At 27.3% G+C, this 26,716-nt stretch carries 27 protein-coding genes; 7 read left to right on the forward strand and 20 right to left on the reverse strand.

Annotation, left to right across the window (positions count from 1 at the left end; genetic code table 11):
* Positions 1–7 precede the first annotated feature (7 nt).
* Positions 8–2,470, reverse strand: a complete 2,463-nt coding sequence (locus NON08_RS02380; RefSeq protein ID WP_256689925.1) for a helicase C-terminal domain-containing protein — start codon at positions 2,468–2,470, stop codon at positions 8–10.
* 267 nt (positions 2,471–2,737) lie between these two features.
* Between NON08_RS02380 and rpsT the strand changes: the two genes are divergently transcribed.
* Positions 2,738–2,998 (forward strand): 30S ribosomal protein S20, encoded by a 261-nt coding sequence (gene rpsT / locus NON08_RS02385; protein ID WP_256689926.1) that lies wholly within the window; start codon positions 2,738–2,740, stop codon positions 2,996–2,998.
* Positions 2,999–3,063: 65 nt separating this feature from the next.
* The gene (locus NON08_RS02390; RefSeq protein ID WP_256689927.1) at positions 3,064–3,570 is read left to right on the forward strand and encodes a KdsC family phosphatase; all 507 of its coding nucleotides are present in this window, start codon (positions 3,064–3,066) and stop codon (positions 3,568–3,570) included.
* An 11-nt stretch (positions 3,571–3,581) separates the two neighbouring features.
* Here the strand turns inward: NON08_RS02390 and NON08_RS02395 are convergent, their stop codons facing one another.
* From NON08_RS02395 to NON08_RS02425, 7 genes are all read right to left on the reverse strand, one after another.
* On the reverse strand, positions 3,582–4,694 hold the full coding sequence (locus NON08_RS02395) for a YibE/F family protein (protein ID WP_256689928.1): 1,113 nt from the start codon (positions 4,692–4,694) through the stop codon (positions 3,582–3,584).
* Positions 4,695–4,750: 56 nt separating this feature from the next.
* Positions 4,751–5,011 carry a 30S ribosomal protein S15 gene (gene rpsO / locus NON08_RS02400; protein WP_256689929.1) on the reverse strand — a complete coding sequence of 87 codons (261 nt, stop codon included), beginning with the start codon at positions 5,009–5,011 and terminating at the stop codon, positions 4,751–4,753.
* A 125-nt stretch (positions 5,012–5,136) separates the two neighbouring features.
* Positions 5,137–7,311, reverse strand: coding sequence for an ATP-dependent zinc metalloprotease FtsH (gene ftsH / locus NON08_RS02405; RefSeq protein WP_319941542.1), 2,175 nt, complete (start codon positions 7,309–7,311; stop codon positions 5,137–5,139).
* Entirely contained in the window at positions 7,301–8,641 is a 1,341-nt protein-coding gene (gene tilS, locus NON08_RS02410; protein WP_256689930.1) for a tRNA lysidine(34) synthetase TilS, read from the reverse strand. Before tilS ends, ftsH begins: the two co-directional genes overlap by 11 nt.
* Positions 8,642–8,724: 83 nt before the next feature.
* Complete coding sequence (locus NON08_RS02415; RefSeq protein ID WP_256689931.1) at positions 8,725–10,380, reverse strand: B12-binding domain-containing radical SAM protein; 1,656 nt, start codon at positions 10,378–10,380, stop codon at positions 8,725–8,727.
* 12 nt (positions 10,381–10,392) lie between these two features.
* The gene (gene mltG, locus NON08_RS02420) at positions 10,393–11,352 is read right to left on the reverse strand and encodes an endolytic transglycosylase MltG (protein ID WP_256689932.1); all 960 of its coding nucleotides are present in this window, start codon (positions 11,350–11,352) and stop codon (positions 10,393–10,395) included.
* Between the two features lie 75 nt (positions 11,353–11,427).
* Positions 11,428–13,014: a DEAD/DEAH box helicase gene (locus NON08_RS02425; RefSeq protein WP_256689933.1), complete on the reverse strand. Its 1,587-nt coding sequence runs from the start codon at positions 13,012–13,014 to the stop codon at positions 11,428–11,430.
* A gap of 210 nt (positions 13,015–13,224) precedes the next feature.
* On the opposite strand from NON08_RS02425, the gene NON08_RS02430 reads away from it, so the two are divergent.
* Positions 13,225–13,611 carry a PG0541 family transporter-associated protein gene (locus tag NON08_RS02430; protein ID WP_256689934.1) on the forward strand — a complete coding sequence of 129 codons (387 nt, stop codon included), beginning with the start codon at positions 13,225–13,227 and terminating at the stop codon, positions 13,609–13,611.
* Between the two features lie 57 nt (positions 13,612–13,668).
* Here the strand turns inward: NON08_RS02430 and NON08_RS02435 are convergent, their stop codons facing one another.
* The 6 genes from NON08_RS02435 to NON08_RS02460 all read right to left on the reverse strand — a co-directional run bounded on the left by NON08_RS02435 (position 13,669) and on the right by NON08_RS02460 (position 18,446).
* A complete protein-coding gene (locus NON08_RS02435) occupies positions 13,669–13,818 on the reverse strand; it encodes a FeoB-associated Cys-rich membrane protein (protein WP_256689935.1) in 150 nt (49 codons plus the stop codon).
* 22 nt (positions 13,819–13,840) lie between these two features.
* Positions 13,841–16,045 carry a ferrous iron transport protein B gene (feoB, locus tag NON08_RS02440; protein WP_256689936.1) on the reverse strand — a complete coding sequence of 735 codons (2,205 nt, stop codon included), beginning with the start codon at positions 16,043–16,045 and terminating at the stop codon, positions 13,841–13,843.
* A 9-nt stretch (positions 16,046–16,054) separates the two neighbouring features.
* Complete coding sequence (locus NON08_RS02445; RefSeq protein WP_023050073.1) at positions 16,055–16,282, reverse strand: FeoA family protein; 228 nt, start codon at positions 16,280–16,282, stop codon at positions 16,055–16,057.
* Positions 16,283–16,374: 92 nt separating this feature from the next.
* Positions 16,375–16,596 carry a FeoA family protein gene (locus tag NON08_RS02450; RefSeq protein ID WP_256689937.1) on the reverse strand — a complete coding sequence of 74 codons (222 nt, stop codon included), beginning with the start codon at positions 16,594–16,596 and terminating at the stop codon, positions 16,375–16,377.
* Between the two features lie 97 nt (positions 16,597–16,693).
* Complete coding sequence (locus NON08_RS02455; protein WP_256689938.1) at positions 16,694–17,638, reverse strand: tRNA 2-thiocytidine biosynthesis TtcA family protein; 945 nt, start codon at positions 17,636–17,638, stop codon at positions 16,694–16,696.
* 1 nt (position 17,639) lies between these two features.
* Entirely contained in the window at positions 17,640–18,446 is an 807-nt protein-coding gene (locus NON08_RS02460) for an ATP-binding protein (protein ID WP_256689939.1), read from the reverse strand.
* A gap of 120 nt (positions 18,447–18,566) precedes the next feature.
* On the opposite strand from NON08_RS02460, the gene NON08_RS02465 reads away from it, so the two are divergent.
* Positions 18,567–18,917 carry a hypothetical protein gene (locus NON08_RS02465; RefSeq protein WP_256689940.1) on the forward strand — a complete coding sequence of 117 codons (351 nt, stop codon included), beginning with the start codon at positions 18,567–18,569 and terminating at the stop codon, positions 18,915–18,917.
* 27 nt (positions 18,918–18,944) lie between these two features.
* Here the strand turns inward: NON08_RS02465 and NON08_RS02470 are convergent, their stop codons facing one another.
* On the reverse strand, positions 18,945–19,205 hold the full coding sequence (locus NON08_RS02470; protein WP_256689941.1) for a hypothetical protein: 261 nt from the start codon (positions 19,203–19,205) through the stop codon (positions 18,945–18,947).
* Between the two features lie 147 nt (positions 19,206–19,352).
* On the opposite strand from NON08_RS02470, the gene NON08_RS02475 reads away from it, so the two are divergent.
* Positions 19,353–19,718 carry a C-GCAxxG-C-C family (seleno)protein gene (locus tag NON08_RS02475; RefSeq protein ID WP_256689942.1) on the forward strand — a complete coding sequence of 122 codons (366 nt, stop codon included), beginning with the start codon at positions 19,353–19,355 and terminating at the stop codon, positions 19,716–19,718.
* 27 nt (positions 19,719–19,745) lie between these two features.
* Here NON08_RS02475 and NON08_RS02480 read toward each other — a convergent pair whose 3' ends face one another.
* From NON08_RS02480 to NON08_RS02490, 3 genes are read right to left on the reverse strand one after another with little or no spacing between them, the layout of a single operon-like run.
* Positions 19,746–20,099 (reverse strand): hypothetical protein, encoded by a 354-nt coding sequence (locus NON08_RS02480; RefSeq protein ID WP_256689943.1) that lies wholly within the window; start codon positions 20,097–20,099, stop codon positions 19,746–19,748.
* Positions 20,100–20,124: 25 nt separating this feature from the next.
* Positions 20,125–21,501 (reverse strand): deoxyribodipyrimidine photo-lyase, encoded by a 1,377-nt coding sequence (locus NON08_RS02485; protein WP_256689944.1) that lies wholly within the window; start codon positions 21,499–21,501, stop codon positions 20,125–20,127.
* A gap of 18 nt (positions 21,502–21,519) precedes the next feature.
* On the reverse strand, positions 21,520–21,918 hold the full coding sequence (locus NON08_RS02490) for a thioesterase family protein (RefSeq protein ID WP_256689945.1): 399 nt from the start codon (positions 21,916–21,918) through the stop codon (positions 21,520–21,522).
* A 103-nt stretch (positions 21,919–22,021) separates the two neighbouring features.
* Between NON08_RS02490 and NON08_RS02495 the strand changes: the two genes are divergently transcribed.
* Both NON08_RS02495 and NON08_RS02500 read left to right on the forward strand, forming a co-directional pair.
* On the forward strand, positions 22,022–23,683 hold the full coding sequence (locus tag NON08_RS02495; protein WP_256689946.1) for a LytS/YhcK type 5TM receptor domain-containing protein: 1,662 nt from the start codon (positions 22,022–22,024) through the stop codon (positions 23,681–23,683).
* Positions 23,684–24,415 carry a LytR/AlgR family response regulator transcription factor gene (locus NON08_RS02500; protein ID WP_256689947.1) on the forward strand — a complete coding sequence of 244 codons (732 nt, stop codon included), beginning with the start codon at positions 23,684–23,686 and terminating at the stop codon, positions 24,413–24,415. It abuts the gene before it with no gap.
* Positions 24,416–24,445: 30 nt separating this feature from the next.
* Here NON08_RS02500 and NON08_RS02505 read toward each other — a convergent pair whose 3' ends face one another.
* Entirely contained in the window at positions 24,446–25,843 is a 1,398-nt protein-coding gene (locus tag NON08_RS02505) for a carbon starvation protein A (RefSeq protein WP_256689948.1), read from the reverse strand.
* A 109-nt stretch (positions 25,844–25,952) separates the two neighbouring features.
* Positions 25,953–26,702, reverse strand: a complete 750-nt coding sequence (locus NON08_RS02510) for an EI24 domain-containing protein (protein WP_256689949.1) — start codon at positions 26,700–26,702, stop codon at positions 25,953–25,955.
* Positions 26,703–26,716: the final 14 nt, after the last annotated feature.

Consider the following 26,716-nt stretch of genomic DNA (forward strand, 5'->3'; position numbering starts at 1 on the left):
ACTCCTTTTAAATTTTAGAAATATCCTTTAAAACCTCTTCTTTAGTCAATATTTTTATATTTTTTGTAGGTATTGCTTCTTTAAAATATTTCCCATAAGTTTTTGTTATTACTCTATTATCTAATATTGTAACAATTCCTTTATCACTTTTACTTCTGATTAATCTACCTATTCCTTGTTTGAATTTTATTACAGACTCTGGTATTTGATATTCAACAAATGCATTTTTGTTTTGTTGAGTTATGTTTTCTATTATTGCCTCGGTTATTGGATCACTTGGGACTTTAAATGGTAACTTTATTATTATTACAGAACTTAATTGTTCCCCCTTTATATCCACACCTTCCCAAAAAGAATCTGTTCCAAATAAAACTGGATTTTTTATGTTTTTATACATATTCACAAGTTGCGTTCTAGGAGCTTGACCTTGTATTAATAAATTTAATCCAGCCTCTTCCAACTCATCCTTTATCATATAGTAAATATAATTTAAAGTACTATACGAAGTAAATAGTATAAAACATTTTCCTGAAGTTTTCAATATTAATTTTCTTAAAAAATCCTTTATGCTATCAATAAATTTAGGATCACTTGGATTCAAAAGATCTTTTGGTAAATATACTTTCATTTGGTTATCGTAATCAAATGGAGAGTGAATTACTTTTTCCAAAGTTTTCTCTTTCAATCCTATACTTTCTTTAAAATATGTAAAATCATTTCCTATTGCTATAGTAGCCGAAGTAAAAATTATCTGTTTCAAATTTGTGTATAAATTTTTATCTAGTTCACTATCTATTTTTAAAGGTGTTGCAACTAATTTCGAGTTACTTTTTTTTCCATTTACTTCAGCCCAATATATAAACTTGTCATCATCTAATGAATTTATAAATTTTAAATTTTCAAAAAATCCATCCAACCTATCTATATATCTAGAAAAATCACTTATATATCCTTCTTTATCTTCAACATCTTTTATTTTTCCAAGTATAACTCTAATTTTCTTTAAATATGAAGATAAATCAACTACAAATTCATCCTTCAAATTATCTAATTGATTATAAAAAATAGCTTTCTCAAATTCATTTTTTTTCAATCTATAAGTTATACTTCCCATTTGTCCTTTTGAAAAAATATCTATTAAAAAATTAAAATAAGCTCTTCCTGAATTAAATAAATTACGATGTCTTAATTTTATATCGTTTTCTAAATCTGATTCAATTCCCTTTTTACCATCATAATCTGAATTTTTTAAATAATTTATTAAGACATCTAAACTTCCTGTTCCTCTTTTTTTAGATTTTTCCATTGTGTAAATTTGATTCATAGTTTTAGTAAATCCATATTTTGAAATCTCGTATGAAAAATAATCTCTAGCTACTTTTTCAACATTGTGAGCTTCATCAAAAACAACTAATTCATACTCTGGAAGTATTGAATATTCTGTATTAAAGCCAATTTCTTTTCTTATCGCTAAATCTGAAAAATACATATGATGATTTGTTATTAAAATATCTGCTTTTTTCTTTTCATCTCTAGCTTTTAAAAAATAACATTCTGTTTTAAATGGACATTTATTTCCTGCACACATATCGCTCTCACTCTGAAAATGTTCCCATATTGAATAATCAACTTCAAAAGGTAGTTCAGCTTTATCACCTGTTTCAGTTTTCCCCCCCCATTTTACTACTTCTTTAAATTGGGATTTTTGACTTTGACTATATTCTTCAAAATCTACAATATCTCCTGTTGCCACATTATGTAATTTTCTATTACATAAATAATTCCCTCTTCCTTTAACTAAAATGTAGTTAAAATCTCCTTGAATAACTTTTTTAGCTATCGGTATATCTTTATTTAAAAGTTGTTCTTGTAAATTTATTGTATTTGTACTTATAACAACTCTTTTTTTATTTTTTATACTCCATTCAATAGCGGGAATTAAATACCCCAATGTTTTTCCTGTCCCTGTTCCAGCTTCAACTATTACCTTTGTTTCGGTATTTAATCCTTTTTCAATAACTTCAGCCATTTCTAATTGTTCATTTCTATATTCAAACTCTTTAAAAACTCCTGCTAAAAGTCCTTTTTTTTCAAAATATGGTTTAATATCTATTTTTATATTCTTCTTTTGAATTAGTTCAACAATAATATAGATATCTGTAACACTATTATTTACTATGTATGATGCTCCATCCAATTTATTTGAATATACAGCTGCTATTTCAACATCTGGATCTGAAGGATATAAATGACCCGATGGATGATTATGTATTATAACTTCTCCTTTTCGCATCGCTTTTAATATTGCTGGTACTGAATATTTATTTCCTCTTGCTAAAACTTCTACATCTATTACTATACCCTCTTCATTAGGAATTCCTCTAAAAAACACTTCATTTCCATCAACTTTTTCTATCTCTAACTTTATTTGTTCTCTTACAGCTAAAGATATTTTTTCTTCTATATTCATCTGATTCCTTTCTTATTTTATTATATTCTCTCTTACAATATAATAACCTTTTTTTGAGAAAATATAAATTATTTTTTTATTTATCTTCTTTTTTTGTGCTAAATATGTTAAAATATTCTAGGTCCATTGTAAATATTGTGTCTCTTTTTATGCTTACCTGTCAAATTGAAATACTTATACTTAGTTGTATATTCATATTGACATAAATCGTTATTTATGTTATTATGTTATGAAAATTTTATTTAAAATTAAAGGGAGGTTTTTGATTTGGCACATTCAAAATCAGCAAAAAAGAGAGTTATAATAGCAGAGAGAAACAGAGAGAGAAATCAAGCTGTAAAATCTAGAGTAAAAACTATGCTTAAGAGAGTTTTAGTAGCAGTAGAAACTAAAGAGGTTGAAGCTGCAAAGGCTGCTTTATCAGTAGCTTACAAAGAGTTAGATAAAGCTGTAAGCAAAGGTATCATGAAAAAGAATACTGCATCTAGAAGAAAAGCTAGATTAGCTGTAAAAGTTAACGCTTTATAATCAATGCTATTGAAATAAAACTGGAGAATATCTCCAGTTTTATTTTTTATTATTAAGGAGGAGTTATGATTAAACTTATAGTTTTAGATGTTGACGGAACACTTACTGATGGAAAACTATATATATCAAATCTTGGAGATGAAATTAAAGCTTTCAATGTAAAAGATGGTTTAGGTATTACACAAGCTATTTCTCAAGGAATAGAAATTGCTATAATAACTGGAAAAACATCTCAACTTGTAACAAAACGTTGTCAAGAATTGGGAATAAAAGAAATTCACCAAGGCATTAAAAATAAAATTTTAATTTTAGATTCAGTATTAAAAAAATATAATATATCTTATGATAATGTTGCTTATATGGGCGATGATTTAATAGATTTAGCTGTTATGAAAAAATGTAAGCTAGCTGGTGCTCCAAAAGATTCTGTCAGTGAAATACTTTCTATAGCAGATTTCATCTCTAACAAAAATGGGGGAGAAGGTGCCGTTAGAGAGTTTATTGAATATATTTTAAAAAAAGAAAATCTATGGAGCAATGTTGTGAATCATTTTATCCCTACAGAACAATAAAAAATAGCTGATTAATCAGCTATTTTTTCAGTAAATATAAGACAACAAAGATATGATGTTATTGGAACAGCAACTAAAATCCCTATACTTCCTGCAAATGCTCTAACAATATCTGCTGCTACTGATTCAAAATTTAAAATCCGAATTAATGGAAATTGTTCTTTTTGTAAATAAATAAATAATGTTGAAAGAATTCCACTTCCAATATAAGCTAATATAAGAGTATTAACCATTGTACCTATTATATCTTCACCTATTCTCATTCCTGATTCAAAAATTTCCTTTTTAGAAATATTTAAATCTCTTTTTCTTAATTCTGTTAAAGCTGATGAAATTGACATTGAAACATCCATTACTGCTCCCATACTTCCTAAAATAACTCCTGCTGAAATTATTTCTCTTACCTTTATTCCTTGAAGTAGTGTAGAATAATTTAATGCTTCAACTGAGACAAAACCTGTCATAGCCATTTTATATGAAAAATACATAGAAATAATGCCTGCTATAATAACTCCTGCAACAGCTCCTAAAATTGCCACAACACCTTTTTTAGAAAATCCTGTTGTTAAAACTATTGTAATTGTAGAACACAAAAGTGCTGTTAAAGTTGAAATTAAAATAGGCGAATATCCAATAGATATCATAGGTAAAAATACATTGTAAATTATAGCAATAACTATTACTAAAGATAAAATTGCTTTTATTCCTTTGTATCTTGCTATAAGAATTGTCAAAAAAATAAAAATTCCAACAATAGCTAATATAGATTCTCTTTTATCAATATCTACTATGTAATAATTATTTACCCCATCTTCTCCATTCTCTTTATAAAGAACTACATTTTGATTCTCTTTTATAAAAATATTATACGCTTTTTCAAGATAAACTGGAGATTGAATCAAAATTTCATTCCCTTTATCGTCACCTTCTAATATTCTAACTCGATATTCTTCAATCTCTTTTATTCCATCTTCTCCACTATAACCACTTTTCTTTGTACTTTCTAAATATAAAATTTTACCTTTTATATATTCTTCGCTATTTAATACTTCAAAATCATTCATATCTTGAGAAAACAATCCTGTTATGATTACTATAAAAAATAATAAAATAAGTTTTTTCATTGATTCCCCCTTTTTCCTCTATAAAAAAAACGAGGAAATTTTCCTCGTTTTAAATACTACTTTCTGATTCCTAATTTAGCAATAAGTGCTCTGTATCCTTCGATATCTTTCTTCATTAAGTAGCTTAAAAGTCTCTTTCTTTTTCCAACCATTTTTAATAATCCTAATCTTGAGTGGAAATCCTTCTTGTGAGTTCTTAAGTGATCTGTTAAGTGGTTAATTTGTGCAGTTAAAATTGCAATTTGAACCTCTGTAGATCCTGTATCTTTCCCATCTTTTCCGTAAGTACTGATTATTTCTGCTTTGTTTATAGCCATTTTACTTCCTCCTAAATATTTAATATCTAAGCCAAGGTTTACGGGGCTTAATCGCAAATCCTAGCATAGATTAGTTAAATTATTATATCATAAGTTCTATTTTTAGTAAAGTCTATTTTTTAATATTAATCCTCTTTAGAGTCATCTAAAACTGATTGTGATGCCTTTTGTTTTAATTCCTCTTTTAATTTATTTTCTTCCTCTTTTAAATCGGCTAATTTTTCTTCTATTTTATTTTCTCTCTCTATTCTTTCAACTGTTTTTCCTTGTAACATCTCATCTAACTCTTCTCCAGTTATTGTCTCTAATCTTAATAACGCTTGAGTTATTGTCTCTAAAGTTTCTCTATTTTCAGTTAAAATCTCTTTTGCTTTACTATATGCAGTTGAAACTAATCTTCTAATTTCATCGTCAATCTCTTTTGACGTTGTCTCTCCATATAATTTTTGCTGGAACATATCTCCATCACGAGTAGCATCTAACATTATTGGACCGAATTTATCACTCATTCCATATTTAGTTACCATTGCATGAGCTATAGCTGTCGCTCTTTCAATATCATTACTTGCTCCAGTAGTTATATCACCAAATACTACCTCTTCTGAAGCTCTTCCTCCTAAAAGAGTTACTAGTTCAGATAAAAACTCATTTTTAGATTTTAAATATCTATCTTCTGTAGGTAAAGTCATTGTATACCCTAAAGCCGCCATTCCTCTTGGAATTATTGTAACCTTATGTACAGGCTCTGTATTAGGTGATAACCTTTGAGTCATAGCATGACCTACTTCATGGTATGCAACAATGATTCTTTCCTTTTGTACAGCCATTCTTGATTTTCTTTCTGGTCCGATTGTTACTTTTTCAGACGCTTCTTCTAAATCAGACATATTAATCTCATCTCTACCAGCTCTTGCTGCTAAAATTGCAGCTTCATTAAGCATATTTGCTATATCTGCCCCTACAAATCCAGGTGTTTTTCTAGCAATTACATCAAAATCTACATCTGATGCAAATTTTTTATTTCTTGAATGTACTTTTAAAATAGCTTCTCTACCTTTTATATCAGGTCTATCAACAACTACTTGTCTATCAAATCTTCCAGGTCTCATTAAAGCCTTATCTAAAATTTCAGGTCTATTTGTTGCTGCTAAAACAATTATCGTTTCGTCACTTCCAAATCCATCCATTTCAACTAAAAGTTGATTTAGAGTTTGCTCTCTTTCATCATTTCCTCCACCTTGGCCACTTCCTCTTTTTCTACCAACAGCATCTATCTCATCTATAAAGATAATACAAGGAGAATTTTTTCTAGCTTTAGAAAATAGATCTCTAACTCTTGATGCTCCAACTCCAACAAACATCTCTACGAATTCTGATCCTGACATACTAAAAAATGGTACCCCGGCCTCTCCTGCAACTGCTTTTGCTAAAAGAGTTTTACCTGTTCCAGGAGCTCCTAATAATAAAACACCTTTTGGAATTTTAGCTCCTAAATTTTTAAATTTATCTGGTTCTTTTAAAAATTGTACAATTTCTTCTAGCTCCACTTTTGCTTCATCTATTCCAGCAACATCAGCAAATGTAACTTGAGATACATTTTCACCATTTTCTTTAGCTTTTGATTTCCCCATATTAAATACTTGAGGTCCTCCTCCGCTACCTTTATTCATTTTATTAAGCATAAAGATCCAAATTCCTATTAATAATAGCATCGGGAACCAAGATGCTAGCATATTTAATAAAAATGGTAATTCTTGAGGTGGTAATGATTGAATTTGAATATTTTTATTTTCAATTAAATCAACTAATTGTAAATCTCCACCTAATCTATCTGTAATCATTCTTGCTTTTACAGCAGACGCATCTTTGTCAGCAGTATATCCATAAATATAACCTTCTCTTTCATCTACTCTAACAAGCTTATTTTCTTTTACATCCTGTAAAAAATCTGTATAACTTATTGTTTTTACATTTGTTGAATCTGATTTAGAAAACATTGTTGGTAAAGACAATATTATTGTAACTATAAATAGTAACATAACAAAGCCTTTTAGATTAAATTTTCCTCCTAACTCTCTTGAGTCGTTTGAATCTTTATCCTGTTTTCCTTTATCTATACCTTCTTTTAATTTTTCTTTAATTTTTCTTTTTCTTTCTTCTAATTCTTCTTTTTCTTTTTCTTCTTTTGATTTTTTGTCATTGTCTTTTTCAGCTTCATCGTCGTCGCTTTCATCTTTTTTTGGCTCCTCTTCAATGAAGTTATACAATGCCATTTTTTCATTATCTTCTCTATTCTTCATCTTGCCTCCTTATGATTAGCTTAATTCCTTTTTTATCTTTTTCACTCTTAAAGTTTTCACTTTTCTTTACTCCTGAAGCCCAAACAATTTCGTTACTTTTTACCACTAAAGGTATTTCTCCCCTCAAATCTTTTGGAACTTTTTCATTTATAAAAATTTCTTTTAGTTTTTTATAAGATTTCATTCCCAAAGGTTTTATCTTATCCCCGTCCTTTCTTGTTCTAATCTCTACAGTATCACCTATTTTCAAATTTGTTAAAAATTCATATTTATTGAAACTTTTATCACTTTCAAAAGCTTCTATAATATAACCATTAAAGTTTACTTTAAATGGTATTTTTTCTATAATAGGTTCACTAATATGTTCTAAATTATACCTTTTTTCCTTTTCAATCCAAATATTTTTATATTGCTTTTTTAAAACAAAATTTTTTTCTAATTTTAAAGTCTTACTTCCATTACTATTCAATAATTTTATTATATTTCCTATTTTTTCTCTTGAAGCTTCTAATTTATATTTTTTTAAATATTCATTAATTATTTTTCGTTGAATATAAGCTTTTTCACTTTTTATTAGTTCTATATTTAAAGTCCATTTATTATCTATAAATTCTTCATATCTTTCTAAATAAACTTTTAAAATTTCATTTGCTTCTTTAATTTCTGTAATTAGTCCATAAATTTTATCTTTAAAATTCCTATTGTATCTTTTTTCTATCCAAGGTATCAAATCTAATCTTATACTATTTCTTGTAAAATCATTTTCAAAATTTGTTTCATCAATTCTATATTTAATTTCATTTTTATCTAAAAATCTTAATATTTCTTCTTTATATATTTCATTAATAGGTCTAATTATATTTTCTCTATTTGGAATTCCTTCAAGACCTTCTAGAGATGAACCTCTAATAAGTCTAAATAAAAAGTTTTCGATTTGATCATCTAAATTGTGAGCTATCGCTATTTTATTACTTGAAGTTTTTTCTGATACTTCTTTAAAAAAATCATACCTTATAATTCTTCCAGCTTCTTCTAATCCTATATTTTTCTCTTTAGCAATCTCTTCAATAGAGGCTCTTTTAACAAAAGTTGGAATACCAAATTTTTCTCCACACTGTACACTAAATTTTTCATCTGTATCTGAATTATTTCCTCTTAACAAATGATTAATATGAGCTAAAATAATTTCAAATTTTATCTCTTTTTTAGCATAATTAAGAGCTTCTAATAAAAATACTGAATCTGGTCCTCCTGAAAAACCAAGAATTATTTTATCTCCATCTTCTATTAATTTTTCATTTTTAATTTTTTTTAATATTTTATCTAACATAACTTTATCCTTCAAAACAGCATTTTATAGAATTATACCATATAGAGCCTCTTTTTAAAACTCTTTTTACCTCTTATTTTTTATTAAAAAATTTCTATTTTTATTTTTTTATTTGAATAGTCAAAAAATATTTCTATCTCTTTCTTTTCATTTTTTATCACATCATAACTAAACTTTTCAAACTCTGTTTTTTTATATCCCTCTCTCACTGAAGAATATTTTTTCCCTACAATAATATCATTATACTTATCTTTATTTTTATGAGATATAAACCACTCTGGATATAATCCTGGTTTTCCCAAAAGTAAATAATCTAATTTTAAGTACTCTATAAAAATTTCTATTTTATCAAATTTCTGTTTTTCAAAAAATTTAACTAAATGATTAAAAATCCCAACCGTTTTATGCCCTATACCTAACAGTTTATTATCATAATAATACTTTGAAATATCCTCAAAAAAATCAAATGGTCTATTATAATAATTTTCAATTATATATTTTACTGAATTTTTAAACTTCTCTGAGTTATAATAATAATCTAACATCTTTTCAATATTTTTTAATTTTATTAATTCCTCGTATTTTATAAAACAATTCGAAAGTACTTCATAAGGTGGAAATTCTATATATTTATACTCATATTTTTCAATCTCTCTTGATATTTTAGTTCCACTTAGTATCTTTAAAAAACCAAGTTGAATCATCTCTGATTCTAAATCATAAACATAATCGAAAGAATCTTTAAAACTTTCATATGTATCATAAGGTAATCCTGCTATTAAGTCCACATGTAAATGAATATTTTTAGATATTGCTTTTATGTTTGTTCTCAACCTTTCTAATAGATTTCTTCTATTTATACTATCCATAGTTTCTTTATTTATACTCTGAACACCTATTTCAAATTGAAAATATCCTTCTGGAATTTTTTTCAAAAATTCAATGACCTCTTCATCAAAAATATTTGCGTTTATTTCAAAATGAAATGTTATACCTTCTTTATAATTTTCCAGTAAATACTCCCATATTCCAAGATATCTATCTTTTTTTAAATTATATGTTCTATCTACAAATTTTAATAATTCAACTCCTGAATCTAAAAATTTTTGCAAGTCACTTTTTACTCTATCTAATGATAAATATCTTACACCCTTATCTATTGACGATAGACAATAAGAACAACTAAACGGACATCCTCTACTAGATTCGTAATATAATATTTTTATATTCTCTTTCAACTCGTCTTTACTATAAGGAAATGGAATAACATCTAAATTTTCTATAGGATTTTCATCTCCTATATATGTATATTCGTTATCCTCTAATGAAGCGACACCTTTTTGATTTTTATTTTCATTAGTTAAAAAGTTTAAAATGACTTTCTCTCCTTCACCAACTAAAATAAAATCAATGGAAGTATTCTCTAATAAAGATTCTTTTGCATTATAACTAACTTCTGGTCCACCTAAAGTTATTGTTATATTTGGCATAATTTTTTTCAACTCTCTTATTATCCTAAATACATATTCTTTATTCCAGATATAGGTGGAAAATATATAATGATCTGCGTTCAGATTAAATAAATCTGTCATTATACTTTGGATTTGGTTGTTTATATTACTTTCATATATATCTATTTTTAAATCACTATATTTTTCTACATAACTTTTTAAATATCTAATTGCTAAATTAGTATGAATAAATTGACTATTTATACCAACTAAAACTATTTTCTCCATTTTACTACTCTCCTAATTACTCTTAGTTTTCTTTTGAACCTCTAAATGCTCTTTATATGTTTTGGTAAATGTATGTTTTCCATTGCTAGTCACCACAAAAAATAGATAATCTGTAACTGCTGGGTTTAATGCTGCCATTACCGAATTATAATCTGGGTTCGATATTGGACCAGGAGGTAACCCTTTATACATATACGTATTATAAGGAGAATCTATTTTTAGATCTTTATAATACATTCTTTTTTTACTATAATCATATGCATAGTTTACAGTTGCATCTGAACCTAATTTCATTCCCTTTTTTAATCTATTATAAAAAACTGAAGCCATTAAAGGTTTTTCCTCTTTTAATTGAGCTTCTCTTTCAATAATAGATGCCATTATTAAATTCTCATAGAATTTCTTTTTATCTGGATATTGCTCTGGAGGAAATTTTTTTAAAAATTCTTTAGTCATTGCTCTCGCAATTTCGTTTTCATTTGTATCAACAGAAAGATAATATGTTTCTGGATACAAATATCCTTCAAAATTTCCATTTGGAGTTAAGTAAGGAAAATCTTTTATATTTTCTAAGGCTTTTTTTAACCCCTCTTCACTTCCAATTCCCCTATTTTCTAATAACTTCCCAATCTCCTTTATTGAATATCCTTCTGGAATAGTTATAATAGTATACTTTACTTTTCCCTCTTCCATCATTTGAAGTATATCTTCATAAGAATATTTTCCATTAAATTCATAAAATCCAGCTTTAATATTTTTTCCCGAATTTTTTTCATACTTTAAAAAAATTCTAAAAATTATTGATTCATCTAAATTTAACTTTTTAAAAACACTATTTAGACTAGTACCTTGCTTTAAATTAACTTGAACATTATAATCTTTTTTTTCTGCTACTTTTATTGAATAAAATTTAAAAAGAGCAACCGGTATTGCTAATATTAAAAATAACAATATTAAGATTTTCTTTTTCATAACACTCTCCCATTTTTATGTTGAAAAAAGCTGTACTTTGGTTTCCCTCGTTACAGCTTCTCTATTTTTATTCAATTACTTTCTTGATTGTTTTGCTTTCTCTATTAAAGGCTTTCTACCTTTTCTATCTCTTTGGAAAACATCAATAATAGTCTCTGCTTCAACAAATGGAACAGAAACAAACGAGAAGTTTTCATATACTTCTACACCTTTTAATTTTGATTCATGAACTTTAGCCTTTTTAGATATTAAATCAACTAACTTTCTTGGAGTCATTTTATCTTTTTTACCAAGAGCTATAAATAGTCTTGTTTTTCCTGTTTTATCAAGAGAAACACTTTCTATATCTGAGTAATTTGTTTCTTCTAACTCTTCATCATAAAAATTCTTTAATATTGCAGCTATTACTTCAATTGGAGTTGTTTCTTGAGTTAATAACTCTTTTGCCATATCATAATATGATTCTGCATCTCCATTTGATATAATATTTTTAACACTATCAAACAATCTTGTTTTCTTAGCTAAAATTACATCCTTTACTCCAGGAACTTGCTCTTTTTTAATTTCAGTTTTTGTAATTCTTTGAATTTGAAGTAATTTTCTATACTCTGATGGAGTTATAAATGTTATTGCGGTACCTTGCTTTCCAGCTCTTCCTGTTCTTCCAATTCTGTGTACATAACTCTCTGCTTCTTGAGGTATTGCATAGTTTATAACATGAGTAAGATCATTTACATCTATTCCTCTTGCTGCTACGTCTGTCGCAATAAGAATATTTAAATTTTTATTTTTAAATCTTCTTAAAGTAACTTCTCTATGATTTTGACTGATATCTCCATGTAATCCTTCAACATCATATCCTCTATCTTGTAATTTCCCAACAAGTTCATTTACATCATTCTTAGTTCTACAGAAAACAATTCCATAAAAATCTAATTCAATATCAATTATTCTGCATAAAGCTTCAAATTTATCTTTCTCTTTTACTTCAAAGTAAATTTGCTCCGTTAAATTAGTTGTTAATTCTTTCTTTTTAACAGCTAAAACTTCGTGCTCTCTCATATGAGATTTTGCTATTTTTAAAATCTCTGCTGGCATAGTTGCTGAGAAGAATAGCATTCTCTTATCTTCATTAGTTTCAGTTAAAATTTGCTCAATATCCTCAACAAATCCCATGTTTAACATTTCATCAGCTTCATCTAATATAAAGTAATCAATGTTATTTAATTTTAATACTTGTCTGTTCATTAAATCCATTACTCTTCCAGGAGTTCCAACAACAATATCTACACCTTTATTAAGTTGTCTTTTTTGTTGCTCTAATGATTGTCCTCCATAAACAGGAATTATTTTTAATTTTCTACCATGTGCTAGCGAGTTCATTTCTTCTGCTACCTGAACCGCTAACTCTCTTGTTGGAGCTAAAATTATAGCTTGTACATGCCCTGTACTTTTCTCTATTTTTTCAAGAATTGGTAAAGAGAATGCTGCAGTTTTTCCTGTTCCTGTTTGTGCTTGACCAATTATGTCTTTATCTCCGTTTAATAATGCTGGTATAGTTAAAGCCTGTATCGGACTTGGCTGTTCGAAACCTTTTTTTTCTAGAGGCTTTAAAGTTTTTTCAGTTAAACCTAAATCTCTAAATGTTAATATTTTTTCCATATTCACTTCCTTAAATTATTTATATTCATTCATTAGATTATAACATAGATTTGTAAAAATGTGTACTTTTTTTAAAATTTTATTAAAAGGTTATGAGTTATTTTTTTACATGTTCTCATTCTGTAAGAATTTTTACCATATTAATATATTGATTTTTTTTAAAAAATATAGTAATAAAGTACTAATCAAATTTATAGGAGGCAGGTCTATATGGTTGTTGATCGAAAAAATTCAAAACGAATGGTGATATATATTAATGATTCTCAAAAAAATAACTTACAAAATTTTTTACACTCAATTGGTTTTCACTACTATACAATTCAATCAAAACTTGAAGGTAGCTGGGAACATGGAATTAGACATCTAAATAATCATGTTTGGCCTGGTTCAGAAGCTGTTTTTCATCTTATTGTTTCTGGTTCTAAGGTCGACTTACTTTTAAAAAAATTAAAAAGTTTTAGAATGGATCTCCCAGACAATGTAGTTATGGCTGTTTTAGTCTGTCCTCTTGATGACTTTATTTATAATATGATGACTGTTGATATCGAACCAGATAATACAACAGATAAAGTTCATTGGTTAAAGGATGATGAATAATTTTTACTTAAAATAAAAAGGAGAGGTTATATAATCTCTCCTTTTTAATAACATATATTAATGTTTACATTTATCCTTAAAGCTACAACTTCCATTTTTACCTTTTGAACAACTACATCCACTTTCACCTTTAAACATTTTATATACACTTTTTAAAGCTATAGCTCCTATCACTATAACAATTCCTATTAATATTAAAGTTTTCATTTTTACCTCCTAATTAGAAAAGTTAAAAAAATAACTTTCCAATTTGGAATACAAGTGTTGAAACGATATATGGAACTACTAATAACATTCCTATTATAAACCCTGTAAACTTATATCCAAACTCTTGTTTTATAGCTCCTAAAGTAACAACACAAGGAACTACTAATAATATAAATACCATAAACGAATAAGCTCTTAATGGTGCTAATTCATCTGTCCAAAGCATTTTTGTTGCTGCTACAACTCCACTACCCTCTTCTTCAATTTCAGATTCATCAGGAACACTAAATAATCCCTTCACATCAAGACTTACAATTCCAACAATAGAATCTTTAATAGCTATTCCTAATCCTGCTAATTGATCTACAGTGTCTTCAACAAATGTTGTGCTATCCTGTATTACTTCCTCTTCAATATCTTGGGTATCTTTATCTCCTACTAAAACTTGTGCCATAAATCCTACTACAATCTCTTTAGCTGCTAAACTTGGCGGAATTGCAGCTACCGTTTCCCATCTATCTGCAAATCCTGTTGGTTTAAGAACGCCTTGGAATGTTTTTCCAAATTTAGCCATATATGAGTTAGCAGTATCTCCATTATTTGGAAAATATGTTAATGCCCATAATATCATAAGCATTCCCATTATAATTGTTGTAGCCTTTTTTAAGTAAGACCCTGTTCTTGTCAATGTTGATTTAACAATAACTCTTAAACTAGGAACTCTGTATGGGGGTAATTCTATTAGTAATGCTCTTCCTTCCGCTTTAAACATCTCAAAATTCTTTAGAATTAATCCTGTTAAAATCGCTACAACAATCCCTAATACATACAGTGACATTACAACCATTCCAGCTTTTGCTCCAAAGAAAGCCGCTGTAAATAATCCATAAACTGGCAATCTTGCACCACAAGACATAAACGGTGCCATTGCTGCTGTTAATCTTCTTGATGAATCATCCTCTAATGTTCTTGTAGCATATATTGCTGGAACTGTACATCCAAATCCTAATACCATAGGAACAAAAGCCTTACCATTTAAACCTAATTTTGTCATTATTTTATCCATCAAAAATGCAACCCTTGACATATAACCACTTTCTTCAAGTATTGCTAAAAAGAAATATAAATATAGCATAAGCGGAACAAAAACAACTACTCCACCTACTCCACCTAAGATTCCATCCATTACTAATGATGATAACCAATTTGGTGTATTTTCATCTATCAACATACTTACATATTTTCCAATATAATCATTTACAAATCCATCAACCCAATCTATTAATGGAGCTGACCCATTAAATACAGTTCCCATCAATCCTACTATTATTAAAAAGAATATTGGAAGACCTAAATATTTGTTTAAAAGAATTCTATCAACTTTATCTGTAAAGTCCAATCTTGATTTTATAGATGTTGTAAACGTTTTTGCCAATATTCCTTTAACTGTTCCATATCTTCCTTCTGCAAATATAGTTTCTATATCTTCATCATGATCATCTTCTAATTGTTTAGTTACACTTAATATTTCTTTATCTTCACTATAATTATAATCTGATTTTAAAATCTCTAATAAATGTTTATCTTGCTCTAATAATTTTATCGCTAAAAAATCCATTCCAAATTTTTTAGAGGCTTCTTGTAACTTTTCATCACAATTTATTTTACATTTAACCTCTTCAATAGCACTTTCCAAACATTTATCAAATAATAGTGTGTACTTTTTATTTGTCTTATTAGCATTAGCAATAACTAAAGCTTTATCTAATAATTCTTGAACTCCTGTTCTTTTTGTTGCTGATGTCATAACAACATCCATTTCAATCATATCTGTAAATTTCTTAATATCTAATTTATAATTTAATTTTTCAAATTCATCGTAAAAATTTAATGCCATTATCATAGGTTTCTCTAATTCTTTTAATAACATTGTTAAATATAAATTTCTCTCTAAATTTGTTGAATCCACAATATTAATTATTACATCTGGTCTCTCATTAATTATAAAATCTCTTGTTATCGTCTCTTCCAAAGTATAAGGACTTAAACTATAAACTCCAGGTAAATCTATACACTGAATTTTTTCACCTTTATATTCAAATTCTGCCTCTTTTTTTTCAACTGTAACTCCTGCCCAGTTTCCAACTTTTAAATTCGAACCTGCTATTGCATTTATTAATGCTGATTTTCCTACGTTTGGATTTCCTGTAAATGCTATTTTTATCATTTCTATCTCCTACCCATCTATCTCTATTTCAATATTTTGTGCATCTTGTTTTCTTATAGCGATATTTGTTGATTTAACAATGAACTCCTGTGGATCTCCTAGAGGTGCATTTCTTTCAAGCTTTATTATTTCTCCTGCAGTTACTCCCATATCAACTAGTCTTTTTTTTAATTCGCCAATTTTCCCAATTTTGACAATTTTCGCTGATTCTCCTCTTTTTAATTCTGTTAATTTCATTTCAAGCCTCCCAACTCATTAGTCATGAATATATTTTGCAATTCAAAGTATATTCGTAAAATTTAAATCACAGAAATATCTGTGATTTAATTTTATTCATTCCCAATTATTATTTTATTAGCTAATCCAAAGTTTAAAACATATTTGGTATCATTTATTTTTACAATATAATTACTCTGATCATCTCTTAGTAAACATATTTTATTTCCTATACAGAATCCTTTTTCCGTCAGTCTATTCTTATCTTTATCTCTTCCTTTGATCTCTTTTATAACAAACTCTTTATTTTGTTCTGCAAAAACTAATGGCGTCATAGAATAAACCTCCTAGTACTTATTGTTATTTACACTAGAATTATATTCCACTAAACAACATTTGTCAAGAATAAAACTTTGATTATTAAAGTTTTATTTAAACAAATAGATCTTTTATACTATTTAATACAACACTCCTAATATTCGGACTGTCTTTTGAAAGCTCACTTATCATCTTTTTAACTTTTAAACGTTTAGAATTATCGCTTGTCTCGTAAGGACAATCATTATGAAGAATTGGCAATCCTAATTTTTTAGCATATCTTATAGTTTCTTTTTCTTCTACGTATGCTAATGGTCTGATAACTTTTAATCCATATTCTTCTGAATAATATGCTGGCTTCATAACTCCCATATTACCTTGATAAAAAACATTCAATAAAAAAGTTTCAATAATATCATCCTTATGATGTCCTAAAACTAATTTGTTAATATTTTGTTTTTTCATCTCTTTGTATAAAAGTCCTCTTCTTACTCTTGCACACATAAAGCATGGATTTTTTAACTCTTCATTGGTTAAGATACTTTCTCCTATTGAAGTTTCAATCACCTGTAGTTCAACACCCAATTTATTACAATATTCTTTTATATCACCATATTTTCCACCTTCTTCAACTGGGTGAATATGTATTGGAAATATTTCAAACTTTATTCTTGATATTTTTTTTATCCTAATTAAAGCATTTAAAACTGTTAAACTATCTTTTCCTCCTGAAATTCCAATAGCTATCCTATCTCCATTTTCAATCATATTATAGTCATGCATTGCTTTTCCAATTGGACTCCACAAAGTCTTTTCAAATCCTTTATCTTGAATATACGATAAAATTTCTTTATCATCCAATTTATTCAAACTAATTTTTAATCCAGTTTGCTTATAAATTTTGTCGATTAATTTTATTATTTTATTTTCAGCATATGTAATCTCTATTTTTATTTCTTCTTTCGAATTAATAATCATAACTTTATTTTCTTGAACTTCAAAAATAAAAGCTTGAAAAGAGTAACCGTTTAAATCTTTTATATTATCTAGCTTTAACATTCTACTCTCCTTTTTTATTATTAGATACATAGCCTAATACATAATCTAAATTAATATTTTTCATCGAATTAAATATGCTTTGCTTTATTTGAGGATTTGTTTTTTCTAATGTAGCAAGTAAATTTTTTATTTCTTTTCTTTTAGAATCAACTTTCCCAGATTCTATAGGGCAACCACAAGCCATAGCCATAATATCATTTTTTTTAGTGAAATTTATAATATCATTTTCCTTTATATAAATTAACGGTCTTATCAATTCTAATTTTCCACTTGTAGATTTAACTTTAGGAATCATTGTTTTAGTTGTTCCTGCATAAAACATATTTATTAATGTAGTCTCTATTAAATCATCAAAATGATGACCTAAAGCCAATTTATTATATCCTAATTCTTCAACTTTATTATAAAGAACTCCTCTTCTCATTTTAGCACATAAAAAACAAGGACTTTCAGGAGATGATTCAAATGCAATTTCCCATACATTGGCATCAAATATTTCACAAGGAATTCCTAACTCTTCTAAATTAACTTTAAATTGTTCCAAATCCATAGATCCAAAACCTGGATTCATAGAAATAAAAGCTACTTCAAAATTTTTACTTTTATCTCTTTTTAACTCTTGAAATAACTTAGATAATAGTAAACTATCTTTTCCTCCTGATACTCCAACAGCTATTTTATCACCATCTTGTATCAAATCAAAATCTTTAACTGCTTTTGTAAATTTTGACCATATCTTTTTTCTATAAGTTGTTCTTATAGAAAACTCAACCATATCTTTTTTTGTTTCAAAAACTTTTTCTTCCATTAATCCTCCAACAATATAGTATAGATTTTCACTCCATTATATCATGCTTGCAAAAAAATTAACAATTCTTTTTTTTTGTGTTAAAATATCTTATTCGAATAAACGAGGTGATTTAAATTTATGAATAATATAGAAAAAAATGTTTTAGATTTTTTAAAAAGTGGAATGGTTTATAGTGATGGTGCTATAATGAAAAATTTAGGTATTAACGCTAATGAACTCGAGGACATATATCAATCTCTTATCAATCAAGGATATTTAGAAACTTATGAAGATTTTTTGAAAAAAAATCCTGACTATGAAAAAGGAGAAGAAGAAAATGTTTGTGGGGGATGCTCTTCTGGAGGATGCTCTTCTAAAGGGGGATGTTCTTCTGGAGGATGTTCTGGAGGTTGTAGCTCTAATGATGAAGATATAGATTATTCTAAAATTAAAGTTTTAACAGAAAAAGCTTTTACTTTTATATATTAAAAACAAAAGGAGAACCAAAAGTTCTCCTTAGCTTAACTCTATTTCTATTCGATATAAAAAATTATGTAACTTATTGTAAAATTTACAATATCCCCATGTAAAAATCAAAAAAAATGTAGAAACTATGACTACCTCACCTGTAACATTTCTATTTTTTATAGAAAATAACAATCCAAAAATAAATAATACATAGTATAAGCTTGAAAATTTTCTCAAAATTTCATATAAAACTTCTGTAAAAACTCTTATTATTGAAACCGTAACTAGTCTATATTTTTTTAATACCATAACTTCCCCCTTTATGATATAAATTTATAATACTGTACTCCTTTATAAGTTTTTTTTCAAATTTATTTTATTTATACTAATCATTGACACCACTGCTTTTGAATAATATAATCAAGATATTATCTTAAATTTAAAAGGAGTATTTTTATGAATAAAAAAGTAAATTATACTAAAGGACAGTTAAACTGTGCTGAATCTATAATCGATTCGTTTAATAAAAACAATAATACTGATATTCCAGTAGCCCTAGGTAGTGGAATGGGAACTGGAGTTACCGTTGGAAGTCTTTGTGGTGCTATCAACGCTGCTGTTTTAGTTATTGGATACCTCAAAGGTAGAGAAACGTATTTAGAAGAGAATCAAGCTCGTGCTCTTGCTAATCAACTTTTAAAGGAGATTAAAAACAAATATAATTCTGAATTATGCATTGATTTAAAAAAGTCAAATATTAGTTGTAATGAAATTGTTGAATTTACTTATGATAAACTAGAAGAGATTTTAAGTAAAAATTAAGGAGTAGAAATTCTACTCCTTTTTTTATTAGTTAGCCACTTTTTCTTTTAAAGCATCTACACCTTCATCTATTTTTTCTTTTGCTTTATCACCAGCTTTATCCAATTCTGCTCCTATTTTATCTGTAGCACTCTCCACTGTCTCTACTGCTGACTTTGTTGCATTTTCAGCATTCTCTGTCACTGCTTCTTGAACAGCATTCTCTGTTGATGGTTTCTCTGTCATCTTTTGAGCATTTTCATCAGTAGCTACCTTATCCCCAGGAACAGCTGTTGATTCTGCTGCTGCCGGTGCTGCCGGTTTTGCTTCTTCTTTTTCTCCTGAACAAGCTAATATAAATACACTTAATGCTAATAATGAGATCAATTTTATTTTTTTCATTTTAACTCCTCCTAATTTTAAAGTGTTATATACTATTGTTTTTAAAAGATACTGCTTTTCCTTTTTTATTTAAATATTTTTCTATATATTTTAGCATTTTAAATTTTCTTTCTAAACCATTACTATTCATATATCTAACTTTTCCAAAAATCTCTCTTTCTTTCCATGGACGATCGTGTTTTCCAAAACACCAAGCAATTCCAGCATAAGAGTTAGGATCCCTTCCATCATATAAATATTTATTATTCAATCTTAATGCAACTTCATATGCTATCTTAGGATCCTCGTTCCACTCTAATATTTTTTTACACCAATACATTCTCATATAACTTTCCATATAACCCGTTAATACCAATTGATTTTGGCAAGAATTCCAATATATATCATGTGTTCTTCCACTTTCTAACTCCTCTTCAGTATATAAGTATTCTCTTTTATCAACTAAATGCTTCTTTAAAGTTTCATATGCCCAATTGTAAGTTATATTTCCCCAAATATCGTAATCTTTATTGTAATATACAAAATTTATTGCTAATTCTCTCCTTATGATAACCTCTTCTAAAAAACTCTTTTTCTCCTCTATAAGCCCTTCACTTTTTTCTATTTCGTGTACTATCTGTAAAGGTGATATCTGTCCGAAATGTAAATATGGAGACAACCTTGAACCTACTTCATTATCTGGCCCTTTAAACAAATAAAATTTTAAGTTATTTGTAATAAAATAGTTTAGTTTTTTTAAAGCCTCTTTTTCTCCACCAATAAATCTTCCATCTAATTCTAGTTTTATTTTTGGAATGTATTTTTCTGAACAGTCTAAAATTTCCAACTTATTTTCTAGATATTTTAATGGTTTGTACTCTTCATATAAAAATTTTTCTAAGGAATTATTCCAAATTTTATTATACTTATCTCTTAATGTTTTGGCGCTATACTCTTCTTTTGAGCTAATTTTCTCTACTGGCACTAAAACATTATTTTCTACTTCTATTACTGTAGTTTTTACATAAAATAATATTTTTTCCTTAATATCTCTTTGAAATTTTAAGTAACTTTTATCCCATATAAGAAACCTAGCGTCTCGAGATACATTACATATATTTTTAAAAATATCTCCCTCTAAAAGAATAAACTTTATTCCTTGATTTTGAAGTTCATCTCTTACATCTTTCAACCCTTGTAACATAAATTTATAGTGTCTTTTTGAAGCTTCTGGATAATTATTCAAATAGTTAAAAATGACATAAATTGGCAACTTATGCTGTTTTGATAATTCTATAGCTTTATTTAGAGAAAAATTATATTTTACTCTCTGGCATTCCTGCATCCAGTATATAATATAGTTTCCTTTTTCATTTTCATCTTTTTTCAAATACTTTATTCTTTCATTTTTAAAAAGCTCCATAAAAACACCTCACTTAAATTATTTAAAAATATTTTCTAAGTTTTTTAAAAATTTTTCTGGAAATTTACTAACTTTTTTATTTTTATAATCAAAAGATACTATAGTTGTGCTTCCTTCTAAAACAATTTTTCCACATTTTTTTTCTACGCTGTATATAAAATTTATTGTTGCTTTTTTCATCTCTAATTTTTTTATTATTATTCTTAAGGAATCTCCTAAATATACTTCACCTTTATAATAAACATGTGCATCTTTTTGAATAGTTCCAATACCATCTCCAATATTTATTTCCTCTAAACCTAACTTTTTAAAAAGATCTATTCGAGCTTGTTGAAATAGTAATAATGCTCTTTCATTTCCCATATGTCCACCATAATTTATATCAGAAATTGTTACTTTATAATCTATTGAAAACATATTATTCCTCTCCTTTTTATTTTTATTATAACAATTTTTTCTCTCATTTGTTAATTTTCTTTTTTCTATGATATAATTAATATCATAATTTTGAGGTGTATTAATGTTCGAATTAGCTAGTAAATTATTTAGTACTTTAGGATATATAATTGCAATTGCTTTCTTTTTTTCTAGATTTAAAAGTGCTCGAAGTATTTTTAGTCGAGAAAAATATACTAAAAAAGATACCCTTTTGCTATCTATCGTTTTTTCTAGTTTAGCAATTTTAGGTACATATATTGGAGTTGATTACAAAGGAGCTATTGCTAATACTAGAAATATTGGAGTTGTTGTAGGTGGATTACTTGCTGGTCCTGAGGTTGCTATTATTTCTGGTATTATCGCTGGAATTCATCGTGCTTCTATTAGCGTTAGTCGTTTAACTGCTATCCCTTGCGCTATTGCCACTATTTTAGGTGGGTTTATAACTAGCTTCCTTTATAAAAAAGCAAATTCTAATAATAGATCTCTTTTAGGATTTTTTGCAGGTGTTTTAGTTGAAAATTTAAGTATGTTTTTCATTATAATTTTTGCTGAAGATAAAATACTTGCTATGGATATAGTTAAAAATTTATATCTTCCCATGATCTTTATAAATGGAATCGGGGTTGCTGTGATTATAATAATAACAGAAGAAATCTTAGAACAAAAAGAAAGAGAAGCTGGAACACAAGCTAAATTAGCTCTTGAAATTGCTAATAAAACTCTTCCTTTTTTTAAAAAAGGAGAATCTTTAGATAATATTTGTAAAATCCTTCTAGATTCTTTAAAAGCTGAAATTGTTGTTATAACTGATAAAGAAGTTATAATTGCTAATGCTTCTAAAAATAGTAACTTTTGTGTTAAATATCAAGAAATTCAAAGTGATGCTACTAAAAAAGTTCTAAATTCAGGTGAAATATTAGTCTTTGATAGAAATAGTTCTCTCAATGATTTTTCCTATTCCGAGGATGGAATAAAATCCTGTATAATAGCGCCTTTATTCCAAGATGAAAAAGTATCTGGAACTTTAAAAATTTATTTTAAAAATGAAGAAAATATTACAGCACGAAAAAAATATTTAGCCATTGGTTTATCACAGTTAATCTCAACCCAACTAGAAATAAGTAAAATCGAGAATTTAAAAGCTATGGCTAGAGATGCTGAGTTAAAAGCTCTTCAAAATCAAATAAACCCTCATTTTTTGTTTAATGCTTTAAATACTACTGCATCATTTGTAAGGTTTAATCCCACTAGAGCAAGAGAAATTATTATTGATCTCTCAACATATTTAAGATATAATCTTGAAAATTCAGTCAAATTAGTTCCTTTAAAAAAAGAATTAGAGCAAGTTAAAGCTTATATTAATATTGAAAAAGCTAGATTTCATAGTAGATTTGAAGTTTTCTATGATTTTGATGAAAATTTAGATAACATTCATATTCCCAGTCTTACAATTCAACCTCTTGTTGAAAATAGTATCAAGCATGGAATTTTAAAACAAAGAGAAAGTGGAATAGTTAGAATAACAATAAAAAAAGTTTATTCAAAATGTTTAGTTTCAATTGAAGATAATGGTGTTGGAATAGATCAAAATATCATTAATAATCTCAATGAAAAAATTGAAAAAAATATAGGTTTAAAAAATGTACACAATCGCTTAAAACTTATATACGGTAAAGGTTTATCCGTTGAAAGACTTGAAAAAGGAACTAAAATATCATTTTATATTAATCAGGAGGAGTAAATGCTTAATTGTATAATTATTGAAGATGAGTTTCCTGCAAGAGAAGAATTAAAGTATTTCATCAACAACAATAATAATTTTCAGATCAATAAGGAGTTTGAAAATCCCATAGATGCTTTGAAATATATTGAAGGAAATAATATAGATGTAGTTTTTCTAGATATTAATATGCCTGAATTAGATGGCATGAGCTTAGGAAAAATTATTCATCGATTTAATAAAAATATAAAACTTGTTTTTATTACAGCATACAAAGATTTTGCAATAGATGCTTTTGAAATAAAAGCATTTGATTATATACTAAAACCTTATTCTGAAGAAAGAATTATAAGAGTACTTAACAATTTAGTTGAAGATTTAATAAAAAATGAACAAGAAAATATTACTAAAGACTTTAATGTAAAAAAAATAACTGTTAACTTGAACTCTAAAATGGTTGTTCTATCAATTAAAGATATTTTATATATTGAAGCTGATGAAAAAGAAACTCATATTTTTACAGATGATAATATGTATTCATCAAAATTGAAAATTTCTCAACTTGAAAACATTTTATGTGATAATTCATTTTTTAGATGTCATCGTTCATACATTGTAAATATCGATAAAATTATAGAGGTAGAACCTTGGTTTAATGGAACATATATTTTAAAAGTTTCAAATTGTAATTTTAAAATTCCAGTAAGCAGAAATAAAGTTAAAGATCTTAAAGAAATTCTAACTATAAAATAAAAGAAGCCTCCTTTATTGAGGCTTCTTTTATTAAGCTTTTATAGTTTCCTTATTATTTATTTTCTTTAAGAATAAAACTAAAGCTACTACTGCTCCTGCTATTCCAACAACATATCCTATTGTTTCAGATAATCTAAATCCTTCAGGTGCAATTAAAATATATGTTGTTACAACTGCCGTCATAAATACACCTGGAATTGTTGCTATCCAGTGATTCTTTCCTTCGTTTGCTAAGTATACTGCTCCTGCCCATAAAGCTATTGTTGCTAAAGTTTGGTTTGCCCAAGCAAAGTATCTCCAAATTATTGCAAAATCTATAAAACATAGTCCAATTCCTACTGCAAATAGAGGTATTGCTATTATAAATCTATTTTTTACTGGCCCTTGTTTATAATTAATTGCATCTGCTATTGCCAATCTAGCACTTCTAAAAGCTGTATCTCCTGATGTTATTGGACAAGCTACAACCCCTAATAGTGCTAAAGCTCCTCCAACTTTTCCTAAAATACTATTTGATATTGTATTTACTACAACTCCTGCTGGCCCTGCATTCATCAGCCCTTCTGTTCCACCAAAGAATGTCATTGCCGCTGCTGCCCATACCAGAGCTATAACTCCTTCAGCTATCATTGATCCGTAAAATATTCTTCTTCCTTCTTTCTCATTCTTCATGCATCTCGCCATTAATGGAGATTGAGTTGCATGAAATCCAGAAATCGCTCCACAAGCAATTGTTATAAACAAATATGGATAAATCGAAGTTCCTTTTGGATGAAGATTCACCATTGAAATTTCAGGGATATTATATCCTTTTAAAATCAATCCACCACCAATACCAATTCCCATTATTATTAAAGAAGCTCCAAATATTGGATAGATTTTCCCTATTAGTTTGTCCACAGGTAAAACTGTAGCTAACATATAATATGCTACTATTATAGCTACCCATGTTAATGTATTTATGCTTGTCATACTAGCTAAAATTCCTGCTGGTCCATTTACGAAAACTACTCCAACAAGAACTAATAATACAACAGAGAAAACTCTCATTATTTTTTTTGCATTATCTCCTAAATAATGTCCCACAATTTCTGCAATTGTCGCTCCATCATGTCTTACAGAAAGCATTCCAGATAAATAATCATGCGTTGCTCCAGCAAAAATACATCCAAAAACTATCCATAAAAATGCTGCTGGTCCCCAAAGTGCTCCAGCTACTGCTCCAAATATAGGTCCTAATCCTGCTATATTTAAAAATTGAATTAAAAAAGCCTTTTTCCAATCTAGTTCAACATAGTCTACTCCATCTGCTAGACGTACTGCCGGTGTTTCTCTTTCTTCACTAACTCCAAATACTTTTTCCACATATTTTCCATAAATTACATAACCTAAAATTAAAGCTATAAGCGATGCTATAAAACTAATCATTTTAATCCTCCCTTTTCATTTCTTTTCACAATACATTATAATACTATTTTAGAATTTTTTTATCTTTTTTAGAATAAACTGATTATTTTATTGCTTAAAATGCTTTTTTTTATCCCTTAATTACATTTTTTAATTTTAAAATTTTTAACGTAGTTATTGTAAAAGCTACAATACTTATAATTGGTCCAATAACTATTCCAATTAAAGGTATAAAATATATTAAAGTAAAAATTCCTCCACCTAAAGTAAATGTAACTCTATTTTCTTTCATAAATTTAGAACTTTCTTCAGATGAGAATCTATGTCTTTCTAAAGTATAATCTACAAAGTTATATGATATAAAATAACTCTGTACTATAAATATTAAAATTGGAACTATTATATTTATTACGGGAATAAATCCTAATAAAACTATAACTACTGTATAAATAAGCTCTTTAAAAAAACTTTTCGTTGCAATTTTTATTCCTCTCAAAATAAATGCTACGTTTTCTTTTAAAGTAAATGTATATTCTACTCCATCTTGAAAATTCTCAACTTTTTCTGAAATATAACTAAAAAATGGAGCTAATATACCTAAAAGTATTGTTTTAAAAAAGAAGTATTCAATTGATATCATTATTATTCTAACTGTAAAAATAATTATCCATCTAAATAAACCTGCGTAATTTTGAACTTCAAACATTGAATTTATTTTATTAAAAAACCAATCTCCAATATATCCTGAAATCCAATAAAAAAATATTAAAATTATTATACCTACTGCTCCTCCTATAAAATAGCCCCAAGATAATCTTAATTTTTTTATTACTGTTGGAGCTTTTAGATAACTTTCAATCATCAATTTTATTTTCTGCATTTTATCACCTCTTT

This window comes from Cetobacterium sp. NK01 (assembly GCF_024506395.1).
Taxonomy (GTDB): Bacteria; Fusobacteriota; Fusobacteriia; order Fusobacteriales; family Fusobacteriaceae; genus Cetobacterium_A; species Cetobacterium_A somerae_A.

What these genes read in the sequence shown, in the direction of transcription:
- NON08_RS02380 (WP_256689925.1), bottom strand. Translation starts at nt 2,470, where the DNA reads ATGAATATAGAAGAAAAAATATCTTTAGCTGTAAGAGAACAAATAAAG.
- NON08_RS02390 (WP_256689927.1), top strand. Translation starts at nt 3,064, where the DNA reads ATGATTAAACTTATAGTTTTAGATGTTGACGGAACACTTACTGATGGA.
- NON08_RS02395 (WP_256689928.1), bottom strand. Translation starts at nt 4,694, where the DNA reads ATGAAAAAACTTATTTTATTATTTTTTATAGTAATCATAACAGGATTG.
- rpsO (WP_256689929.1), bottom strand. Translation starts at nt 5,011, where the DNA reads ATGGCTATAAACAAAGCAGAAATAATCAGTACTTACGGAAAAGATGGG.
- ftsH (WP_319941542.1), bottom strand. Translation starts at nt 7,311, where the DNA reads ATGAAGAATAGAGAAGATAATGAAAAAATGGCATTGTATAACTTCATT.
- tilS (WP_256689930.1), bottom strand. Translation starts at nt 8,641, where the DNA reads ATGTTAGATAAAATATTAAAAAAAATTAAAAATGAAAAATTAATAGAA.
- NON08_RS02415 (WP_256689931.1), bottom strand. Translation starts at nt 10,380, where the DNA reads ATGGAGAAAATAGTTTTAGTTGGTATAAATAGTCAATTTATTCATACT.
- mltG (WP_256689932.1), bottom strand. Translation starts at nt 11,352, where the DNA reads ATGAAAAAGAAAATCTTAATATTGTTATTTTTAATATTAGCAATACCG.
- NON08_RS02425 (WP_256689933.1), bottom strand. Translation starts at nt 13,014, where the DNA reads ATGGAAAAAATATTAACATTTAGAGATTTAGGTTTAACTGAAAAAACT.
- NON08_RS02430 (WP_256689934.1), top strand. Translation starts at nt 13,225, where the DNA reads ATGGTTGTTGATCGAAAAAATTCAAAACGAATGGTGATATATATTAAT.
- NON08_RS02435 (WP_256689935.1), bottom strand. Translation starts at nt 13,818, where the DNA reads ATGAAAACTTTAATATTAATAGGAATTGTTATAGTGATAGGAGCTATA.
- feoB (WP_256689936.1), bottom strand. Translation starts at nt 16,045, where the DNA reads ATGATAAAAATAGCATTTACAGGAAATCCAAACGTAGGAAAATCAGCA.
- NON08_RS02445 (WP_023050073.1), bottom strand. Translation starts at nt 16,282, where the DNA reads ATGAAATTAACAGAATTAAAAAGAGGAGAATCAGCGAAAATTGTCAAA.
- NON08_RS02450 (WP_256689937.1), bottom strand. Translation starts at nt 16,596, where the DNA reads ATGACGCCATTAGTTTTTGCAGAACAAAATAAAGAGTTTGTTATAAAA.
- NON08_RS02455 (WP_256689938.1), bottom strand. Translation starts at nt 17,638, where the DNA reads ATGTTAAAGCTAGATAATATAAAAGATTTAAACGGTTACTCTTTTCAA.
- NON08_RS02460 (WP_256689939.1), bottom strand. Translation starts at nt 18,446, where the DNA reads ATGGAAGAAAAAGTTTTTGAAACAAAAAAAGATATGGTTGAGTTTTCT.
- NON08_RS02465 (WP_256689940.1), top strand. Translation starts at nt 18,567, where the DNA reads ATGAATAATATAGAAAAAAATGTTTTAGATTTTTTAAAAAGTGGAATG.
- NON08_RS02470 (WP_256689941.1), bottom strand. Translation starts at nt 19,205, where the DNA reads ATGGTATTAAAAAAATATAGACTAGTTACGGTTTCAATAATAAGAGTT.
- NON08_RS02475 (WP_256689942.1), top strand. Translation starts at nt 19,353, where the DNA reads ATGAATAAAAAAGTAAATTATACTAAAGGACAGTTAAACTGTGCTGAA.
- NON08_RS02480 (WP_256689943.1), bottom strand. Translation starts at nt 20,099, where the DNA reads ATGAAAAAAATAAAATTGATCTCATTATTAGCATTAAGTGTATTTATA.
- NON08_RS02485 (WP_256689944.1), bottom strand. Translation starts at nt 21,501, where the DNA reads ATGGAGCTTTTTAAAAATGAAAGAATAAAGTATTTGAAAAAAGATGAA.
- NON08_RS02490 (WP_256689945.1), bottom strand. Translation starts at nt 21,918, where the DNA reads ATGTTTTCAATAGATTATAAAGTAACAATTTCTGATATAAATTATGGT.
- NON08_RS02495 (WP_256689946.1), top strand. Translation starts at nt 22,022, where the DNA reads ATGTTCGAATTAGCTAGTAAATTATTTAGTACTTTAGGATATATAATT.
- NON08_RS02500 (WP_256689947.1), top strand. Translation starts at nt 23,684, where the DNA reads ATGCTTAATTGTATAATTATTGAAGATGAGTTTCCTGCAAGAGAAGAA.
- NON08_RS02505 (WP_256689948.1), bottom strand. Translation starts at nt 25,843, where the DNA reads ATGATTAGTTTTATAGCATCGCTTATAGCTTTAATTTTAGGTTATGTA.
- NON08_RS02510 (WP_256689949.1), bottom strand. Translation starts at nt 26,702, where the DNA reads ATGCAGAAAATAAAATTGATGATTGAAAGTTATCTAAAAGCTCCAACA.